Source organism: Haloimpatiens myeolchijeotgali (genome assembly GCF_042688525.2).
In the GTDB taxonomy this organism is placed as follows: domain Bacteria; phylum Bacillota; class Clostridia; order Clostridiales; family Clostridiaceae; genus Haloimpatiens.
The window spans coordinates 873856-892500 of record NZ_JBHWAB010000001.1 but is presented as its reverse complement, the minus strand read 5'-3'; the positions used below and the strand labels follow the sequence as shown (position 1 = coordinate 892500).

At 27.0% G+C, this 18645-nt stretch carries 11 protein-coding genes and 1 other annotated feature; of the genes, 4 read left to right on the top strand and 7 right to left on the bottom strand.

Annotation, left to right across the window (positions count from 1 at the left end; translation table 11 throughout):
- Nucleotides 1-50: 50 nt before the first annotated feature.
- From ACFIJ5_RS04055 to pckA, 3 genes are all read right to left on the bottom strand, one after another.
- The gene (locus tag ACFIJ5_RS04055; RefSeq protein WP_379804114.1) at nucleotides 51-863 is read right to left on the bottom strand and encodes an undecaprenyl-diphosphate phosphatase; all 813 of its coding nucleotides are present in this window, start codon (nucleotides 861-863) and stop codon (nucleotides 51-53) included.
- 592 nt (nucleotides 864-1455) lie between these two features.
- Nucleotides 1456-2592, bottom strand: coding sequence for a transglutaminase domain-containing protein (locus ACFIJ5_RS04050; protein ID WP_379804111.1), 1137 nt, complete (start codon nucleotides 2590-2592; stop codon nucleotides 1456-1458).
- 225 nt (nucleotides 2593-2817) lie between these two features.
- Nucleotides 2818-4413, bottom strand: coding sequence for a phosphoenolpyruvate carboxykinase (ATP) (gene pckA / locus ACFIJ5_RS04045; protein ID WP_379804109.1), 1596 nt, complete (start codon nucleotides 4411-4413; stop codon nucleotides 2818-2820).
- Nucleotides 4414-5116: 703 nt separating this feature from the next.
- On the opposite strand from pckA, the gene ACFIJ5_RS04040 reads away from it, so the two are divergent.
- Nucleotides 5117-5959: a YitT family protein gene (locus ACFIJ5_RS04040; RefSeq protein WP_379804107.1), complete on the top strand. Its 843-nt coding sequence runs from the start codon at nucleotides 5117-5119 to the stop codon at nucleotides 5957-5959.
- An 879-nt stretch (nucleotides 5960-6838) separates the two neighbouring features.
- Here the strand turns inward: ACFIJ5_RS04040 and ACFIJ5_RS04035 are convergent.
- The gene (locus tag ACFIJ5_RS04035) at nucleotides 6839-8488 is read right to left on the bottom strand and encodes a tetratricopeptide repeat protein (RefSeq protein ID WP_379804105.1); all 1650 of its coding nucleotides are present in this window, start codon (nucleotides 8486-8488) and stop codon (nucleotides 6839-6841) included.
- A gap of 133 nt (nucleotides 8489-8621) precedes the next feature.
- Between ACFIJ5_RS04035 and ACFIJ5_RS04030 the strand changes: the two genes are divergently transcribed.
- The 3 genes from ACFIJ5_RS04030 to ACFIJ5_RS04020 are packed head-to-tail and all read left to right on the top strand — an operon-like array spanning nucleotide 8622 to nucleotide 11979.
- Nucleotides 8622-9827, top strand: a complete 1206-nt coding sequence (locus ACFIJ5_RS04030; protein WP_379804103.1) for a CapA family protein — start codon at nucleotides 8622-8624, stop codon at nucleotides 9825-9827.
- Nucleotides 9828-9836: 9 nt separating this feature from the next.
- Nucleotides 9837-11195, top strand: coding sequence for a MurT ligase domain-containing protein (locus ACFIJ5_RS04025; protein WP_379804100.1), 1359 nt, complete (start codon nucleotides 9837-9839; stop codon nucleotides 11193-11195).
- Nucleotides 11196-11247: 52 nt separating this feature from the next.
- The gene (locus tag ACFIJ5_RS04020; protein ID WP_379804098.1) at nucleotides 11248-11979 is read left to right on the top strand and encodes a type 1 glutamine amidotransferase; all 732 of its coding nucleotides are present in this window, start codon (nucleotides 11248-11250) and stop codon (nucleotides 11977-11979) included.
- A gap of 72 nt (nucleotides 11980-12051) precedes the next feature.
- Here ACFIJ5_RS04020 and ACFIJ5_RS04015 read toward each other — a convergent pair whose 3' ends face one another.
- The 3 genes from ACFIJ5_RS04015 to ACFIJ5_RS04005 form a co-directional block, all read right to left on the bottom strand.
- Complete coding sequence (locus tag ACFIJ5_RS04015) at nucleotides 12052-13512, bottom strand: sodium-dependent transporter (protein WP_379804096.1); 1461 nt, start codon at nucleotides 13510-13512, stop codon at nucleotides 12052-12054.
- Between the two features lie 133 nt (nucleotides 13513-13645).
- Nucleotides 13646-13913, bottom strand: a binding site (T-box leader).
- A gap of 217 nt (nucleotides 13914-14130) precedes the next feature.
- Nucleotides 14131-16731: an ATP-dependent chaperone ClpB gene (gene clpB / locus ACFIJ5_RS04010; RefSeq protein WP_379804094.1), complete on the bottom strand. Its 2601-nt coding sequence runs from the start codon at nucleotides 16729-16731 to the stop codon at nucleotides 14131-14133.
- Between the two features lie 638 nt (nucleotides 16732-17369).
- Nucleotides 17370-18629 carry a helix-turn-helix domain-containing protein gene (locus ACFIJ5_RS04005; RefSeq protein ID WP_379804091.1) on the bottom strand — a complete coding sequence of 420 codons (1260 nt, stop codon included), beginning with the start codon at nucleotides 18627-18629 and terminating at the stop codon, nucleotides 17370-17372.
- Nucleotides 18630-18645 lie beyond the last annotated feature (16 nt).

The window sequence follows — 18645 nt, the reverse complement described above, 5'->3', positions numbered from 1 at the left end:
ATATCATTTCCCGCAGCGACTGTTTTTCACCTGCCAAAGTTGATATAACCTTATAATAGATTAGCTACTCCTAATCCTAATAATAGTACACCTAAAATTATTCTATATACCGCAAAAACTTTCATAGGTTTCTTTTTTAAATATCCTAAGAATTTATCAACAACAATTAAAGCAACTACAAAAGATACAAAGAACCCTACCCCTAAAGCTACTATTTGTGAAAAACTAAGTATTGCTTTAGTCTTTAAAAGACTATAACCTGATGCTGCTATCATAGTAGGTATTGCTAGAAAAAAAGAAAATTCTGCTGCTGCAACTGTAGAAAGTCCTCCAATCCATGCACCTATTATAGTAGATGCTGACCTTGACATTCCTGGCCAAAGAGCTAAACATTGAAAACATCCTATTTTAAACGCTTGACTAGTATTTACATCATCAATGTTATTGGTAGAATAATTATTTCTATGTTTATTTTCAGCATAAATCATCCATATTCCACCTACAACTAAAGCACAAGCCACAGTAGTAACACTAAATAAGTGTTCATGTATATAGTCATTAAAAAGTAATCCTACAACTGCAGATGGTATAAAAGCAACTATTATATTAAACCACAGCTTAAATCCCCATTTACCTGGCATAAGATTTTTTAGAGAATTCCATATTTTGTTCCAATATAAAACAACTATAGCAAGTATAGCTCCTAACTGAATAACTATTTCAAACAATTTTGAAAAATCCCCACTAAAATCTATGAAATGTCCCGCTATTATCATATGTCCTGTAGATGAAATAGGTAAGAATTCAGTAATTCCCTCTACTATACCTATTATAATAGCTTTTACTATTAAAATTAAATCCATACAATTCTACCTCCAACATTTTAATTCTATCATAATTACTATACCAAAATTCACTAAATAATTATATTACATTTATACAATTATATTCAACTAGATAACTAAAATATTAATTATATATTAATATTTAAAAACATTAAAATTTAATAATGAATAATTAAGGTATAAAAACAGTAACCTTTGAACGACATTTACGTGCTCTTAGCCTTACAAATTTGAAAAAAGTTATTTTTTCAATATAAGTAAGGATTAGAGCACGTTATGGAAGTGAAGGATTACTGTTCTTATACGCCTTTTTATTTACTGGCTATATACACTTTAGGCAAACAACTACTTCATTCAACTTTGACATTAAAAAATACTATCTAGCGAAAGGAAATGATATATTGCGTAAGAAACATTTGAACAAAGTTACAAGTTCTTAGTTTTACGAATTTGAAAAAAGTTATTTTTTAATTACTGATTCCTACGGAATATTAATTAAAAAATCTTTTTTCAATATGAGTAAAACTTAGAACTTGTTACTGAAGTGAATAGTTTCTAAGCAAGATATCATTTCCTGCAGCGACTTTTTTTTACCTGACAAACAATCACCTTATTTTTTCTTATCTTCGGAGTTGTATATTATTATAACTTCTCTTTCAGCTTTTTTGCCATCTTGTGAAATCTTGATTACATTTTCACCATTCTTTAAATCTACAGTAAAATAACCTTCTACATCTTCCCATTTTGAACTATTCACACTAACCTTATACTTTTCTAACATTACACTATTCCTAAAAGCTCCTCCATAAAGAGAAATTTTTTCTTTACTGTTATCATTATTTTCTATACTTTTCTTCTGTGAAAATATAATAGTACTTACTTCATCACTTTTATTATCTTTATATTTTACATTTGGTGAAATTTTAAATAAATCATTCTTATAAGTAAATATTGTAGGTTTTATAAATTGATCTTTAATATAAATTTTAGGTATTTTATCATTTTTTATATAAGTTATATATGAATTACTTTTCTTAGCTCCATATATATTGTTATCTATAGCTATTGTGTATGAATAAAAATACTTTTCCATATTTTTTATATATTTTTGTGCACTGTTTCCTCCTAAAATTTTTATCTTATCTATACCTTTTTCAATTACTTCAATAGCACTCAAAGGCACACCTTCATGCGTAATATAATGATTATTCGGTGAATCAATCATTATCCATTTTTTATACTTGTCGCTCCATACTTCACAAATAAAATAATTGTACATACCTTTTTCTTTGTTTGGTTCCTTTACTTTAAATTCTCCTATTCTAGATTTTAATCCTACAGATATTGCAGCTTCATTATATACTTTACAATAATCTTCATCTGAAATACTTTTACCACTTTTCTCAACATCCTTTAAAATTCCCAATGCATTGCCTTTTACTTTCATACTTGTTCTATTGTATTTTAATTTTTTATCAGTCCATTCCATTATTTTCAATGCTTTTTCGAAATCACTTTTACAATTTCTAACTAATTTTTTTAGACTATAACTTTCTTCTAGCTGTTCGATATTCAAACCATCAGATGCTTGATAATAAAAGTGAATATTACTCCCATTATAAAAATTATTCCATTTCTTTACTGAAACTTTTTCTTTTAACTCTTTATTGGTATTTTTATTTAATGTAACTCCCAAAACAACAGCCAATATTACCACTAAAATTACACTAACCCATTTTTTTCTCACAATATATCCTCCTTAAACTGTTATGTATCTTCTAATACAAAAAAACAAACGAAAATATAAATATTCCTTATATTTATATTTTCGTTATGCAATATATGTTACTTTAATTTAAAATCAAAAATCATCCTTATTTATTTTCTTCCTTCTTTATCTTTCAACTTTCCTCTCTCATCTGTCAACTATCAACTGTCCTCTATCCTCTCTCATCTGTCCTCTGTACTTTACTTATCCTACTAATGCTTCTTCTTTCTTAACTGGTCCAGCATTTACGATTTCTTCTGGTACATTACTAAATTTCTCAAAATTTTTACCAAACTTTTCTGCTAATTGTAAAGCTCTTTCATCATACAATTTTTTATTTTTCCATGTATTTCTTGGGTTCAACAATTCGCTTGGTACATTTGGACATTCTTTTGGAACAGAAACTTTAAATACTGGATGTTCTACATATTCAACATCTTTTAATTTCCCTGCTAATGCAGCTTTTATCATTGCCCTAGTGTAATCTAGTTTCATTCTTGGACCTACACCATATCCACCAGCTATCCAACCAGTATTAACCAAATAAACTTCTGTATTGTACTTTTCTATTTTTTCACCTAAAAGATTTGCATAAACAGCTGGATTCATAAGCATAAATGGCTCACCAAAACATGCTGAAAAAGTGGCCTTTGGCTCTGTAATTCCTCTCTCTGTACCAGCTACTTTACTAGTATACCCGGACATAAAATGATACATTGCAGCTTGTTTGCTTAATTTAGATATTGGTGGAATAACTCCAAATGCATCAGCCGTTAAAAATACTATTGTACTAGGTTGTCCGCCTATTCCATCTAATTTAACATTTTCAATATATTCTACTGGATAAGCCCCTCTAGTATTTTCAGTGTACTTTCCATCATCATAATCTGGTATTTTATATTCATCAAGCACTACATTTTCTAAAAGTGCACCAAACTTTAATGCATTATAAATTTCTCTTTCTTTATCTTTATTAAGTCTTATAGTTTTTGCATAACATCCACCTTCGAAGTTAAATACACCCTTATCACACCAACCATGTTCATCATCACCAATTAACATTCTTTCAGGGTCAGCTGACAAAGTTGTTTTTCCCGTTCCTGATAATCCAAAGAATATAGCTGTTTTTCCATCTTCCCCTATGTTAGATGAACAATGCATTGGGAATACCCCTCTTTGAGGCATTAAAAAATTCATTACAGAGAAAATAGATTTTTTAATTTCTCCTCCATATTGTGTTCCACCGATAAGAACAATTTTTCTTTCGAAATTAATTAATACAAATGCTTCTGAATTCACACTATCTTCTTTACCTCTAGATTTAAAACCTGGAGCAGCTATTACGGTGAATTCTGGTTTATGATTTTGTAATTCCTCTTTATCCATTCTTCTAAACAACTGAGTAGAAAGTACTGCTTGGGAAGCCAATTCATTTACAACTCTGATAGGAAGACTATATTCTTTCATAGCTCCTACATAACCATCAAATACAAACAAATCTCTATCACTTAAATAATTCATTACATCATCGTATAATTTATTGAAAACCTCTTCAGTCGTTGGTAAATTAACTTTTCCCCAGTTTACTTTATCTTTAATATCTTTAGTCTTTACTATGAATCTATCCTTAGGTGATCTTCCTGTATATTTTCCTGTGTTAACTACTAATGCCCCTGTATTTGATAAAACTCCTTCTCCTCTTTCTAAAGCCTTTACTACTAAATCTGCTACTGATAAATTTCTGTAAATTTCCTTGTTAGTTTTAATGTTTAGTTTTTTTAATTCATCTATAAACTTCATAGTATGGCCTCCTCATTTTCAATTTATTTCCTACTAATCCTATTTCCACTATTACTCTACCATATTTATATTTTAAATTGCAACAAACAAAATCTCTTTATTTCTTCAATTAAACGTTTTCAAATAATGTATTCTAATTGTTTTAATGTTATACTATTTATGTCTTTTTATGATATATTATTTATATATATGCTATACTATTACATGGTTTGTATTATTTTTTAACATATTAATATAAAATAATTATAAATTGTAGTATCGTATTGAATTATTTTAAAGAAGCATGTAAAAAATCATGAATTTTTATTGTTATTTTATATTTTTTATGCTAGTATATATTCGTTTACACAAATTCAAAACTACAATTGACAGTTGTTAGTTCAACTTTTCCTGTAAGAAAATACTATTTAGCGAAGGAAAATAATATATTGCATAAAAAACATTTGAACAACAATTAAGAATTAATAATTAAAAATGAATAATAAAGGTTGATTTTTGCTTTAACAAAAATCTTTAATTATATATTAGTTATTTTGCCCTAAGGCAAAATTTCCTTAATTATTAATTATTCATTATTAACTATTAATTATCTTTTAAAAAGTAAAAAGTTTAAAAACAATATATCATTTCCCATAGCGACCATTTTCATCTGTAAAAGTTGAATTATTAAATTAGTTTTTAAGTTAGATAGGGGGTTTATTATATGAAACAAACTATAAAAGAATATATAATGATGATTTTAGGTTGTATATTATTTTCACTTTCAATTACAGCAATATTAATACCTTCTAACATAGGTGTTGGAGGTGCAACTGGGATAGCTACTTCATTAAACAAGCTATTTGGAATTAAAGTAGGTCTTTGTACAATTCTCATAAATATTCCTTTATTCATTTTTGGTTACAAATTGCTGGGAAAAAAGTTTTCAATTAGAACTGGTTTTATAGTATTTCTATCTTCCTTTATGATAGATTATTTAAATACTTACAATTTTAAGCCTTTTGATGATACACTTTTAGCATCTATATTTTGTGGGATATTATTTGGAGCTGGTGTTGCTCTTATATTCATGGGTGGAGGTTCTACAGGTGGACTTGATATATCTGCAAAAATAATCAATAATAAAATTCCTTCATTACCATTATCTAATATACTATTAATAGAAGATATTCTTGTATATTTGTTAGTTGCATATGTATTTGGTATAAATTCCGTGCTATATGCTTTTATACTAAGTTTTGCTAGAACCAAAATAATGGATTTAATTCAAGAAGGTGTTTCTTCTACTAAACAATGCATTATCATTTGTGAAAAAGATGCTGAATTAGTAGATGCTATTCGTATTAGACTACAAAGAGGTGTAACTTTATTAGAAGCTAAAGGTGGTTATTCTAATACTAATAAAAAATTTATATATCTCGTAATTCAAAAAAATCAACTAGGCCTTTTAAAAAGTATTATAAGAGAAATAGAACCTTCTGCATTTACTACGGTTTCACCTGTAACTGATATAGTAGGGAAATACAGACAAGAAGACTATACTTAAAACAGTGGACAGTTAAAACATAATATATTGCTTGTAGTAAATGTGAAATATAAAGTACAAAGTACAAAAATAGGAAATAAAACAAGGATGTTTTTCTAAAAGAAAAACATCCTTGTTTGTATTTTATGCTTTACCTATAATACTATATAATTATTTATTTTGCCCTAAATCAAAATTTCCTTAATTTTTAATTATACATTGTTAATTATTCATTATTTTTGAAAGCTTCCTGTTATTATACTGAGTTCTATTTACTAGATACATACACTTATATCAAAGAATTACTTTGTAAAATGAAAAATTTCAAAGCAAAATATTATTTTCAGCAGCGACCATATTTCAACTTCCAAAGTTGAATTACCCAACTTTCTCAAGACAAAAATACTACCTAGCGAAGGAAAATGATATATTGCGTAAGAAACATTTGAACAAAGTTTACAAGTTCTTAGCTTTACGAATTTGAAAAAAGTTATTTTTAAATTACTGATTCCTACGGAATATTAATTAAAAAATCTTTTTTCAATATGAGTAAAGCTTAGAACTTGTTACTGAAGTGAAAGGTTTCTGAGCAAGATATCATTTTCCGTAGCAACCGTAATTCAACTTCCAAAGTTGAATTACCCAACTTTCTCAAGGCAAAAATACTGTCTAGCGAAGGAAAATGATATATTGCGTAAAAACCATTTTAACAAATAATTAGTAATTCTTGATCTAAAAATTTAACATTGCGTTAAAAAAACTCATTGTTTGAGTGTAGCGAGTTTGAGTTTTTAGCAATGTTAAATTTTTAGAGCTTAGAATTACTTTATGCAGTTAAAGGTTTTATAGCAAGATATCATTTTCCGTAGCGACCGTATTTCATCTCCAAAAGTTGAGTTTCTAATAAAACAACACAAAGTCAGGCACTTTTATAGTTGCAGCTTCTGCATTATGATATTTTGTCAATACATCTTTTGACTTTTTATAATTTTCCGTAATAGACTTTCTAGTATATTCATCATATTTATCACTCAATTTTAATCCCTCGTAAGCCTTTAATAAATTATAGTATCCTTTTTCTATATCTCCCTCTCCTATTATATAATATGCACCTGCATTATTAAGCGTTAAAATATCATTTTCATCTGCATCATATGCATCTTTAATAGCTTTTATAGCCTCTTTGTAATTTGCTTGTATCATATATATAGTACCCAATGTTCTAGAATACTTTGGAACTGTTTCATCTATTTTAATACACTCTTTTAAAATTTTTATAGCTTCTTTATTTTTGTTTTGAGATAAATTTATTAAAGCCATATTATATTTAATTTCAGCCTCATTAGGTCTTATTATTTGTGCAAAATCATAATATTGAATAGCTTTTTTTGTATCATTTTCTACTTGCCAATAAAAATCTGCTGCATTTAACATTAAATGATAATTATAAGGTTCTAAAAATAAGGCTTTTCTAAAATAAGATTTTTGATTCTTTTTATCTTTATCCTTTTTTAATATTTCTGGCATTAGATATCCATAGTTATCAGAATATTTATCGTTTTTATCAATAGATTTTTCACAATACATTTTAGCTTTTCCTGTATCACCTTTCTTCAAGAAATACCATCCTAATATGTGTAATACTCTGTAGTCATTAGGGTATTTATCTAAAAGCTGCATCATTATCTTGTTTGATTTATTACTCTCTCCTATATTTTCATAACTAATTGCCTTTAATATTTGAACTTCTATACTTTCCTTGTCCATACTTTTATCATCTAATATTTTTAATGCAGATTCAGATGTTTCTTTAGTTAAAGAATATACTTTAGCAAGCCAAGTTTTATATATAATATCTTTGGGATTTTTTTGTGAGAGATATGTAATATTTTGTAGTGTTTCGTCAAAATCATATACAGACATTTCAGAAATTATATCATATATTTTTATTTCATCTTTATCTATTTTATACGCATCTTTTAATTTTTCAAAACCCACTTTCTTATTTCCTGAAATTATCAACATATTAGCATATTGCGCAATATCATAAGCTGAATCCTTATCTACTTTATAAGTCTTAATTATATTTTTAGCTTCATCTAATTTATTATTAGCCATATACACACTAAACATATTCTTTATTAAATCTTTGTTTTTAGGATATAGTTTTAATCCGTCTTCTCCATCTTTAAGAGCCTTTTCATAATCCTTATTCATAAATTCAGTAAAAACAATATAATTAATAACATTTTCATTTTCTTTATAGTTCATTTTCTTAACTTTTGATATATATTCTTTGGATTTGTTTATATCCCCCTTTACAGAATAAACTTCACTTATTTTAGCATTCCATAATGGATTTTTCTTATCTTTTTGAAATACTTTTTCATATTGACTTATAGATTTATTATATTCTCCATCTAAAAAATATTTTTCTCCTAATTTAATATCATTTTTTAATATTTTTTGCTCACGAAAATATACTGCACATCCACTTATGATAATTGCTAAAAAAACAGCAACTACTTGAATAATCCTATTTTTTTTCATTAATTTCACCTCAACACTAGATTTATTAATATTTTATCAAAAAATTTTTTTAAAAGCTACATTATAGACTTTTATATTGTAATATTATAAAATTGTACTGATGTATATTTTTATAATATCAGGAGGTAATATTTTGAGTACAAATAGAAACCACAAACGCAAACATAGATTAAAGTTAAAAAATTTCAAAAGATTTTTATTTTCAACTACTGTAACACTATTAATTATTTTTGTGTTTATATTATTTTTTCACAATATCACCACTAAAATTCAACCTAAAGACAAAAACACAAAAAATAATGTTGCAATGAAAACCAACAAGAATATCTCTAATACTACTAATAAATCTTCATCACAAACTAAACCTAAAGCTGCAAAAAAAGATTCATATACAGAAATTCTTCTTACTTCTGTAGGAGACTGTACATTAGGTACTGATACTAAATTTGGATATTCCAATAGTCTTCCTTGTGTATTGGATAGAAACAACAAAGATTTTTCCTACTTTTTTAAAAATGTATCTAGTATATTCAAAGCAGATGATTTTACAACTGCTAATTTAGAAACAACGTTCACTACTGCTAATAAAAAAGCATCAAAAGCTTTTAATTTTAAAGCTGATCCTGAATATGCTAAAGCTCTATCTATTGCATCTATAGATGCTGTAAATATATCAAACAATCATATACATGATTATCTTCAAAAAGGTTTTGATGACACAAAAACTGCTTTGAAAAATCATAATGTACCTTTTTTCGGAGAAGGTGAAAAATTTGTTACAACTATAAAAGGACATAAATTCGGCTTTTTAGGATATCAAGCTTGGTCTGATAATCAAAATTTTTTAAATAAGATAAAGTCAGATATTAATGAATTAAAATCTCAAGGTTGTACTATAGTAATAAATTTCCACTGGGGTATAGAAAGAAATTATCAACCTTATAATGTTCAAAAAAATATTGCTCATTTTTCAATAGACAATGGTGCTGACTTAATAATTGGTCATCATCCTCATGTAGTTCAAACTATTGAAAAATATAAAGATAAAATAATATGTTATAGTCTTGGTAACTTCTGTTTTGGTGGAAACTTTAATCCAAAAGATAAAGATACTTTTATATTCCAAACAAAATTCAAATTTAAAAATAATGACTTAACAGGATACGATACTAAAATTATACCTTGCAGTATATCATCTAAAACAAATATAAATGATTACTGTCCAACACCACTTAAAGGAAATGAAAAAGAAAGAGTATTAAACAAATTGAGAAGATTATCTCCTACTTATAAAAATAGCATTAAAAATAATTTCGTTCCTGTAAAATCAACAAACTAAAGTAAAGGGGTGTCTAAGATTAACATAAAATCTTTTATTAGTATAATTACTTCAAAAATAGTACTTAAATTATCAAAAACCTTATTTAAAGGAGGAAGTAATTTTCCAGGAAAAATAGCATTAAAAATAGATAAAAATATTCTCAAAACCATTACAAAAAATTATAAAATCATTATTGTTACAGGAACAAATGGTAAAACAACAACTACAAGTATGATTTATAATATACTAAAAAAGAGTGGTAAAAATGTAATAACTAATAATACTGGTGCAAATATGCTTCCAGGAGTAGTTGCTTGTTTTGTTGATAATTTCTCTTTTAATACTCCTTCTAAAAATAAATTTGCAGTAATAGAAGTAGATGAGGCAAACGTAAAATTTATAACTAAACACGTAAAACCAGAAATAATAACTATCACTAATCTTTTTAGAGATCAGCTAGATAGATATGGCGAGGTATATACTACATTAAATAAAATATTAGAAGGAATAAAACTAACACCTACTTCAAAATTAGTATTAAATGGTGATGAATCACTACTTGGTGATTTAGATATAAAAAATCCTTTAGTATATTATGGTTTTGGAACATCTCCTACAAATACTAATAAAATCGGAGTAAATGCTGATGCAAAATTTTGTAAAAAGTGTAAAGCTCCTTATAAATATAATTTTGTCACATATAATCATCTTGGTGATTATTATTGTGACCAATGTGGATATAAGAGACCTAATTTAAAATACACTATGAATAAAATTATAGATTTAACTGAATCTTGTTCTACAGTTTTAATAAATAAAAAAGAATTTTCTATTAATCAGCCTGGAACTTATAATATTTATAATGCTCTTTGTGCTTATTCTATATGTAAAGAATTTGATATAAATGATTCTATAATGAGAGAATCTTTAGGAAATCAAAAAAGTAGCTTTGGAAGGCAAGAAACTATAAACATAGAAGGAAAAAATATAAAAATAATACTAGTAAAAAATCCAGCTGGATATGATGAAGCAATAAATACAATAACACTTAATAAAAAAATAATAGATATGACATTTTTATTAAATGATAACTATGCTGATGGTAGAGATGTGTCTTGGATATGGGACGTCAATTTTGAAAAATTAACATCTTTAAATATAGGTAATATAATTATTTCTGGTGTGAGACTTTATGATATGGCTATAAGACTTAAAATTGCTGAACTTGATGAATCCAAATTTAATTTATGTGAAAACTACGAAAGAGTAGTTGATCAAATAAAAAGTTCTAATAGCGAAACTACTTATGTTCTTACAACTTACACAGCAATGTTAGAATTTAGAAAATTCCTTTATTCTAAAGGATATATCGAAAATTTATGGTAACATTATTTAATATCTTTACAACTTTATTATACAAATATGCGAGGTGAAACATATGGAATTAAATATATGCCACTTATATCCCGATTTATTAAATGTTTATGGTGATATGGGAAATATATTAATATTAAAACATAGAGCAGAAAAAAGAGGAATTAAAATTAATATACATGATGTATCTATAGGGGATAATTTTGAAGAAGGGAAATATGACATTGTATTTTTCGGTGGTGGTCAAGATTATGAACAATCTATAGTATCTAAAGACCTATTAAATACAAAAAAAGATGGTATACAAAATTATATAGAAAGTGGTAAAGTATTTTTATCTATCTGTGGTGGATATCAGTTACTTGGTAAATACTACACTACCCCTACTGGAGAAAAATTAAAAGGCTTAGGTATTTTAGATATTTACACAAAAGGTGGAAATAAGCGTTTTATAGGTAATACTGTTATTTATAATGACTCATTCAAAGAAACTTATGTGGGTTTTGAGAATCATTCTGGAAGAACTTATATAGGAAAAAGCTTAAAACCTCTTGGAAAAGTTAAAGTTGGTTATGGTAATAATGGTGAAGATGGTTATGAAGGATGTATATACAAAAATACATTTTGTACATATTTCCATGGATCATTACTTTCCAAAAACCCTGAACTAGCTGATAGACTATTATATACTGCCTTAGAAAATAAATATAAAACCTTCAATTTTCCTGAATTAAATAATGTTTTAGAAAAGAAAGCAAAAGAATTTATTATAAAACGAGAAAACGAAAAAAAATAAAAGGTTGCTGCATTTTACTGCAGCAACCTTTTTTGCGTTCTCTATTAAAAATAGCCCCCAATTAAGTTTTTATTATTCTTCAATTCTATATGTTCTACATTTGATTCTCCATATTATAAATGAAATTAACACAAATACTCCTAATATTAATCCAAAAGCTCCTGTACTGCTTAATCCCATAGCTTGCAATTTTTTCATTACCCCAATAGAATTTATAAATATTACCCCAATTCCTATTGGTGCTACAAATTTCACACCTATTGCAAATAAACCTTTTGCTTTAAATTCATGTAATCCATCACTAGTAACTTCTTTTACTACATTCTTAACACCCCAAACCCATGCAGCAAATACAGTTACTAATATTCCACCTACTGGTAAGAATATATTTGATGTTAAAAAGTCAAATAAGTCGAAAAAAGTTTTTCCAAATACTTTTACGTTAGCCCATGGTCCAAAAGATAATGTACTTGGAATTGATAAAGCAAATAATGCTAATGCTACAAATAAAGTAGCTTTTTTTCTATTAATCTTAAATTGCTCTGTAACACATGCAACAACAACTTCCATCAAAGATATAGTTGAAGTTATAGCTGCAATTCCAATTAATAAGAAAAATAAAGTTTCAAAGAAAACTCCAAATGGCATAGATTTAAATACTGCTGGAAGAGTAACAAATATTAAACCTGCTCCTTGATCTGGTTTTAAACCATATGCAAAAACTGCTGGAAAAATAACTACACCTGCCATTAAAGCAATTAATGTATCTGCAACAGTTACTTGAACTGCTAAAGATAAAAGATTTTCCTCTTTATTTACATAACTACCATAAGTCATAATTATACCCATACCTAAACTAAGAGAATAAAAAGAATGCCCCAATGCTTCTAAAATTCCTTTTTTAGTTAAGTGTGAAAAATCAGGTTTAAATAAAAATTCTAACCCTTTTGATGCTCCATCTAAAGTTACTGATCTAATCATAAGTGCAACTAAAATCATTAATAAAACAGGCATTAATATTTTACTACATTTCTCTATACCATTTTTTACCCCAAATATTACAATAAGTGCTGTTACTGCTATTACAAGAAATGTGAAAAATACAGGTAATGCACCATTTGAAACTACACTTCCAAAGTAATCATTTAATTTTTCTGGTGCTACACTATTTAATTGTCCTGTAGCAGCTCTTACAATATATGAAAATACCCAACCTGCTATCATTGCATAAAATGACAAAATAATAAATGCTGTAGAAACGGATAACATTCCTGCTAAATACCAAGGTTTTTTAGGTGCCAATTCCTTAAATGCACCAACTGCATTTTTTTGTGTTTTTCTACCTAATGAAAATTCAGCAAGCATTACAGGTAATCCTACTAAAATGATACACCCCAGATATACTAATATAAATGCTGCCCCACCGTTTTCACCTGTAATGTATGGAAATTTCCATATATTACCCAAGCCAATTGCTGAACCTGCCGCTGCTGCTAATGTCCCCATTCTCGATCCAAAATTATCTCTTTTCATAAATAGCCCTCTCCTTTTTATTTTTCATTAGTTAAAAATAATTATTGGTATTAGTCCTTTATTATAATTAAACAATCTCCGGAAATTATTTAACTATAATAAAAAAATCTTTCATCTCTATGAATATACTATTCATAGGGACGAAAGATTGTATTCTTCGTGGTACCACCCTACTTCACAATTCGTTTAAATTGCCTCATCAATCAAGTCGGAATAAATTAATATAATCTATTCGAACTCTAAGTCATATAACGGTGACTACCGGCTTCATCTACTAGAAAAACGTTCAACTCAGCAGCTCTGGAGTGATCATTATATACTCATTTTAGTGCTAATTTTCACCAACTACTAGCTCTCTGTAACTAAAATCATGGTATTTTTCTCTCCGTCTTTACTTTTATTATATCGCTGTTGTTAATATTTATTATGTATTATATATATGATTTTTATCTTTGTCAACACTTTATTGCGATAAATCATAAAATTTTTTGATTTTTTTTATTTTTATACATGCAATTTTTCTATAATAATACATGTATACATTTTCAATAAACATATATGCTAATCATATAAAAAACAGCACTTAACTATATAAGTGCTATTTTATAAGTCCTACTTCTAATTTTTATCAATGGTGAATTTTTCTCCATCACTATCAAATATGATTGTATCCCTTTCTTTTACATTGCCCTTTATAATTTCCTTAGCTATTTTAGTCTCTAAAGTACCTTCTATATATCTTCTAAGAGGTCTTGCACCATATATAGGATCATAACCTTCTTTAGCCATTAACTCTTTAGCTCTATCTGTAACTGTAAGTTCTATACTTCTTTCTTGTAATCTTTCTTTTATATCTTTCAAGAATATATCTATTATTTTTCCAATATCCTCATTTCCTAAAGGCTTAAACATAATTATATCATCTAATCTATTTAAAAACTCTGGTTTAAATCTTGCTTTCATAGATTCCTTTACATTTTTTCTTATATCTTCGTCAATTGCATTTTTACTTGTATTTTCAAGTAAATAACTACTTCCAATGTTTGAAGTCATTATGATAATAGTATTTTTAAAATCAACTGTTTTTCCTTTATTATCTGTAAGCCTTCCATCATCTAAAATTTGAAGAAATATATTAAATACATCATCATGTGCCTTTTCAATTTCATCAAATAAAATTACACTATATGGCTTACGTCTTACAGCCTCTGTTAATTGTCCTCCTTCTTCATATCCTACATATCCTGGAGGAGCTCCTATCAATCTAGAAACTGAATATTTTTCCATATACTCTGACATATCAATTCTTATGATATTATCTTCACTATCAAATAATGTCCTTGCAAGTGTTTTTGCCAATTCAGTTTTACCTACACCAGTAGGTCCAAGAAATATGAAAGATCCTATTGGTCTTTTTTCATCTTTAAGTCCAGCTCTAGCTCTTAATACTGCATTAGAAACAGACTCAACTGCTTCTTGTTGTCCTATTACTCTCTTTGAAAGTTCTTCTTCAAGTCTTATGAGTTTTTGTCTCTCAGTTTCTACAAGTTTTGATACTGGAATCCTAGTCCATTTTGAAACTATTTCTGATATTTCTGATTCTGTAACTTCTTCTTTTAATAATGCATTCTGTGAGTTTTCTTTTATAAGCTGCTCTTTTTCTTTAATTTTATCTTCAATTTGTGGTATAGCTCCATATTTAAGTTCTGCTACCTTATTTAAATCAGCTTCTCTTTCAGCTTTTTCTATTTCGCCTCTTGCATCATCTAATCTTTGTTTTAAATTTCTTATATCTATTATTTGAGATTTTTCTTTTTCATATTTTGCAGACATTTCTGCATCCTTTTCTTTCAAATTACTTAGTTCTTTCTCTAATGTCTTCAATCTTTTTTGAGAAGCTTCATCTTTTTCTCTAAGTAATGCTTCTTTTTCTGTTTCAAGTTGAAATATTTTTCTTTTCACATTATCTAACTCAGTAGGTAAACTATCTATTTCAGTTCTTATCATAGCACCAGCTTCATCAATTAAATCTATGGCTTTATCTGGTAAAAATCTATCGCTTATATATCTATCTGACATCTTTACTGCACTAACAATAGCTGAATCATGTATTCTTACACCATGATGTATTTCAAATCTCTCTCTTAAGCCTCTTAATATAGATATAGAGTCTTCTATATTAGGTTCACTTACAATTACAGGTTGAAATCTTCTCTCTAATGCTTTATCTTTTTCTATATATTTTCTGTATTCATCAAAAGTAGTTGCACCAATACAATGTAGTTCTCCTCTAGCAAGCATTGGTTTTATAAGATTACCTGCATCCATTGATCCTTCTGTTTTACCTGCACCTACTATAGTATGGATTTCATCTATAAATAATATTATTCTTCCATCACTATTTTGTACTTCCTTTAATACAGCCTTAAGCCTTTCTTCAAACTCTCCTCTAAATTTTGCACCTGCAATAAGTGCACCCATATCTAAAGAAAAAATTATTTTATCCTTTAACCCTTCTGGAATATCGCCTCTTACAATTCTTTCTGCTAAACCTTCAACGATTGCTGTTTTACCAACTCCAGGTTCCCCAATAAGTACTGGATTATTTTTAGTTCTTCTTGAAAGTATTCTTACAACTCTTCTTATTTCCTCATCTCTTCCAATTACAGGATCTAGTTTATGTTTTTTAGCTTCTTCAACTAAATTTCTTCCGTATTTAATAAGTGCATCATATGTTCCCTCTGGATCATTTGTGTTTACCCTTTGATTACCTCTAACTTGTGATAATACTGTTAAAAAATCTTTTTTACTTATATTGTATTTATTTAATATTTTACTTACCTCATTATTTTTACATACATCAAACATAGCTAGCATTACATGCTCAACACTTATATAAGAATCCTTAAAATCCTTAGCTATATTCTCTGCCTTAACAAACAATTCTTCAAATCTTCTAGTGGCATAAACAGCAGATGATTGAGCACCTTCTCCCATTACTTTAGGCATTCTATCAAGTATATTATGAGTATCATCTTTTAAATTTCTTATATTTACTCCCATTTTACTAAAAATATTTGGAATCAATCCATCATCTTGAGATATTAATGCCATAAAAAGATGAATCCCATCTATTTGTTGATGATTATATTTTACTGCTATAAGTTGAGCTTCATTTATTGCTTGTTGTACTTTCAAAGTTAATTTATCTATATCCATAAACTTTCACCTCTTTCAAATTATTTCCTCAAACCCACAACTAATATACCATTATATTAATATAAAAGTCAAAGAAAGTCAAAGTCTAAATAGCTTCAAAAAATAAAGCAATAACGAGTTTTTTCTAAAAAAATATCTACTAATTAATCTTTTTTACCTGTAATTAATTATATTAGCCTTAATTATTAACTCAACTTTCGCAATAAAAAAACATTGCATAACGAAGGGAAATGATATATTGCGTAAGAAACATTTGAACAAAGTCATTTTATGAGTTGACAGTTAACAATTGACAGTGGACAGTTATGGACACCTTTCTGCTAATGCAGAAAGTTTTTAATTAGTTATTTTTCTTAAAGATAAAATTTCCTTATTTTATTACTATTATTTAATAAAAGTTTTTCTGTAAGAAAAACATCCTTAACTTGTCACTTGTAACTTGTCACTAAATTAAATGGTTTCTGAGCAAGATATCATTTCCCGTAGCGACTGTTTTTCACCTGCGAAAGTTGCTTTTTCAGAACAAAAATAAAAATACAAAGTAGAAAATAAAAAGTTCATTTTAAAATTTTCCGAAGCTTTGCTTCAGAAAATTTTCATCATCTGAACTTTATACTTTATACTTTGTACTTTATACGTTAAATGCTTTTTTCCATTTTAATAGCTAAATTAAAATATTTTAATGACTCAGAAGTATTCTGCATATTGTGATACATATTTCCTATTTCTAAATACCTATTATATATTTGATAACTATTTCCAAATTTCATAAGAGAATCTAAGGATAAATTCATATACATTTCTGCCTGAAAATACTCTTTATTTTTCATAAGTATAATAGACTTATAGTAATATGATTTTTCTATAAACTTAATATTATCAACCTCTATTGAATAGTTCAAAACTTCATCGCTTATTTCTCGTGCATAATCTATTTCTTCATTCTGTAAAAGCTCATCTAATACCAAAAGCATAAATTTAACCAAATCTATTTTATTATATTTAGGAAAGCATTTTAGCGATTTTTTTATATAACTTAATGCTTTATCATTATATCCTTTATCAAACATAGCTACAGCATAATTAAAAATAGCTCTCGCTTTACTATCATCATAACCCTTATACAGTTCATATGAATCTCTTTCATATTTTTCAAAATTATTAGTATCCATTCTCAGAGAAAGTAATGCTAACATATGATATATTTCTGCTTTTTTTAAATTATCATCTACATATTTTATTACTTCTATTAGATCATTAGCTATTTTATAAGCTTTATTATAATCTTTAAGCATAATATAACATGCTGATTCATTATACGTTGCAGAAACTAATTTTTCTTCTGTAATTTCTTTATTACTTAATAAACTCTTTCTAACATTGTCATAATAATTAGCAGCTTGACTATATTCTTTATTTGCATAACAATACTTTGCCATATCCATATAATATGTTATTTGATTTTTTAACTTATACACTTTTTCACATAGAGCATAATACTCTGTAGTAATAATCTGAGCTTTTTCTAATTTGTCAATATTAATATAATAATTAAAAAGCAAATGTAATAATTGAAATGCCATGTCATCATATTTATTTTCACTAGCATATTTAAAATTATACTTTATCATTTTTTCATAATCTTCATTTTGCTTATTCTCTTTTATCATATCAATATTTCTTTGTAATTGGCATTTTACATCTTGTTTCAAATATTCAATATCCAACTCCAGCTTTTCTGCAACATAACCTAAAAGATCACTATCTGGTTCTATTTTATCATTTTCTATACAACTAAGCTTAGATACAGAAATTTTATCACCACATACCTCTTTTAAAGTTAAGCCTTTGTATATTCTAGCCCTTTTTATTTTTTCCCCTTTACTTAATATTTCCATATAACTCACCTATCCA

Excerpts from the sequence above, each read along its gene's own strand:
- ACFIJ5_RS04055 (WP_379804114.1), bottom strand. The coding sequence starts at position 863 with ATGGATTTAATTTTAATAGTAAAAGCTATTATAATAGGTATAGTAGAG.
- pckA (WP_379804109.1), bottom strand. The coding sequence starts at position 4,413 with ATGAAGTTTATAGATGAATTAAAAAAACTAAACATTAAAACTAACAAG.
- ACFIJ5_RS04040 (WP_379804107.1), top strand. The coding sequence starts at position 5,117 with ATGAAACAAACTATAAAAGAATATATAATGATGATTTTAGGTTGTATA.
- ACFIJ5_RS04035 (WP_379804105.1), bottom strand. The coding sequence starts at position 8,488 with ATGAAAAAAAATAGGATTATTCAAGTAGTTGCTGTTTTTTTAGCAATT.
- ACFIJ5_RS04020 (WP_379804098.1), top strand. The coding sequence starts at position 11,248 with ATGGAATTAAATATATGCCACTTATATCCCGATTTATTAAATGTTTAT.
- ACFIJ5_RS04015 (WP_379804096.1), bottom strand. The coding sequence starts at position 13,512 with ATGAAAAGAGATAATTTTGGATCGAGAATGGGGACATTAGCAGCAGCG.
- clpB (WP_379804094.1), bottom strand. The coding sequence starts at position 16,731 with ATGGATATAGATAAATTAACTTTGAAAGTACAACAAGCAATAAATGAA.
- ACFIJ5_RS04005 (WP_379804091.1), bottom strand. The coding sequence starts at position 18,629 with ATGGAAATATTAAGTAAAGGGGAAAAAATAAAAAGGGCTAGAATATAC.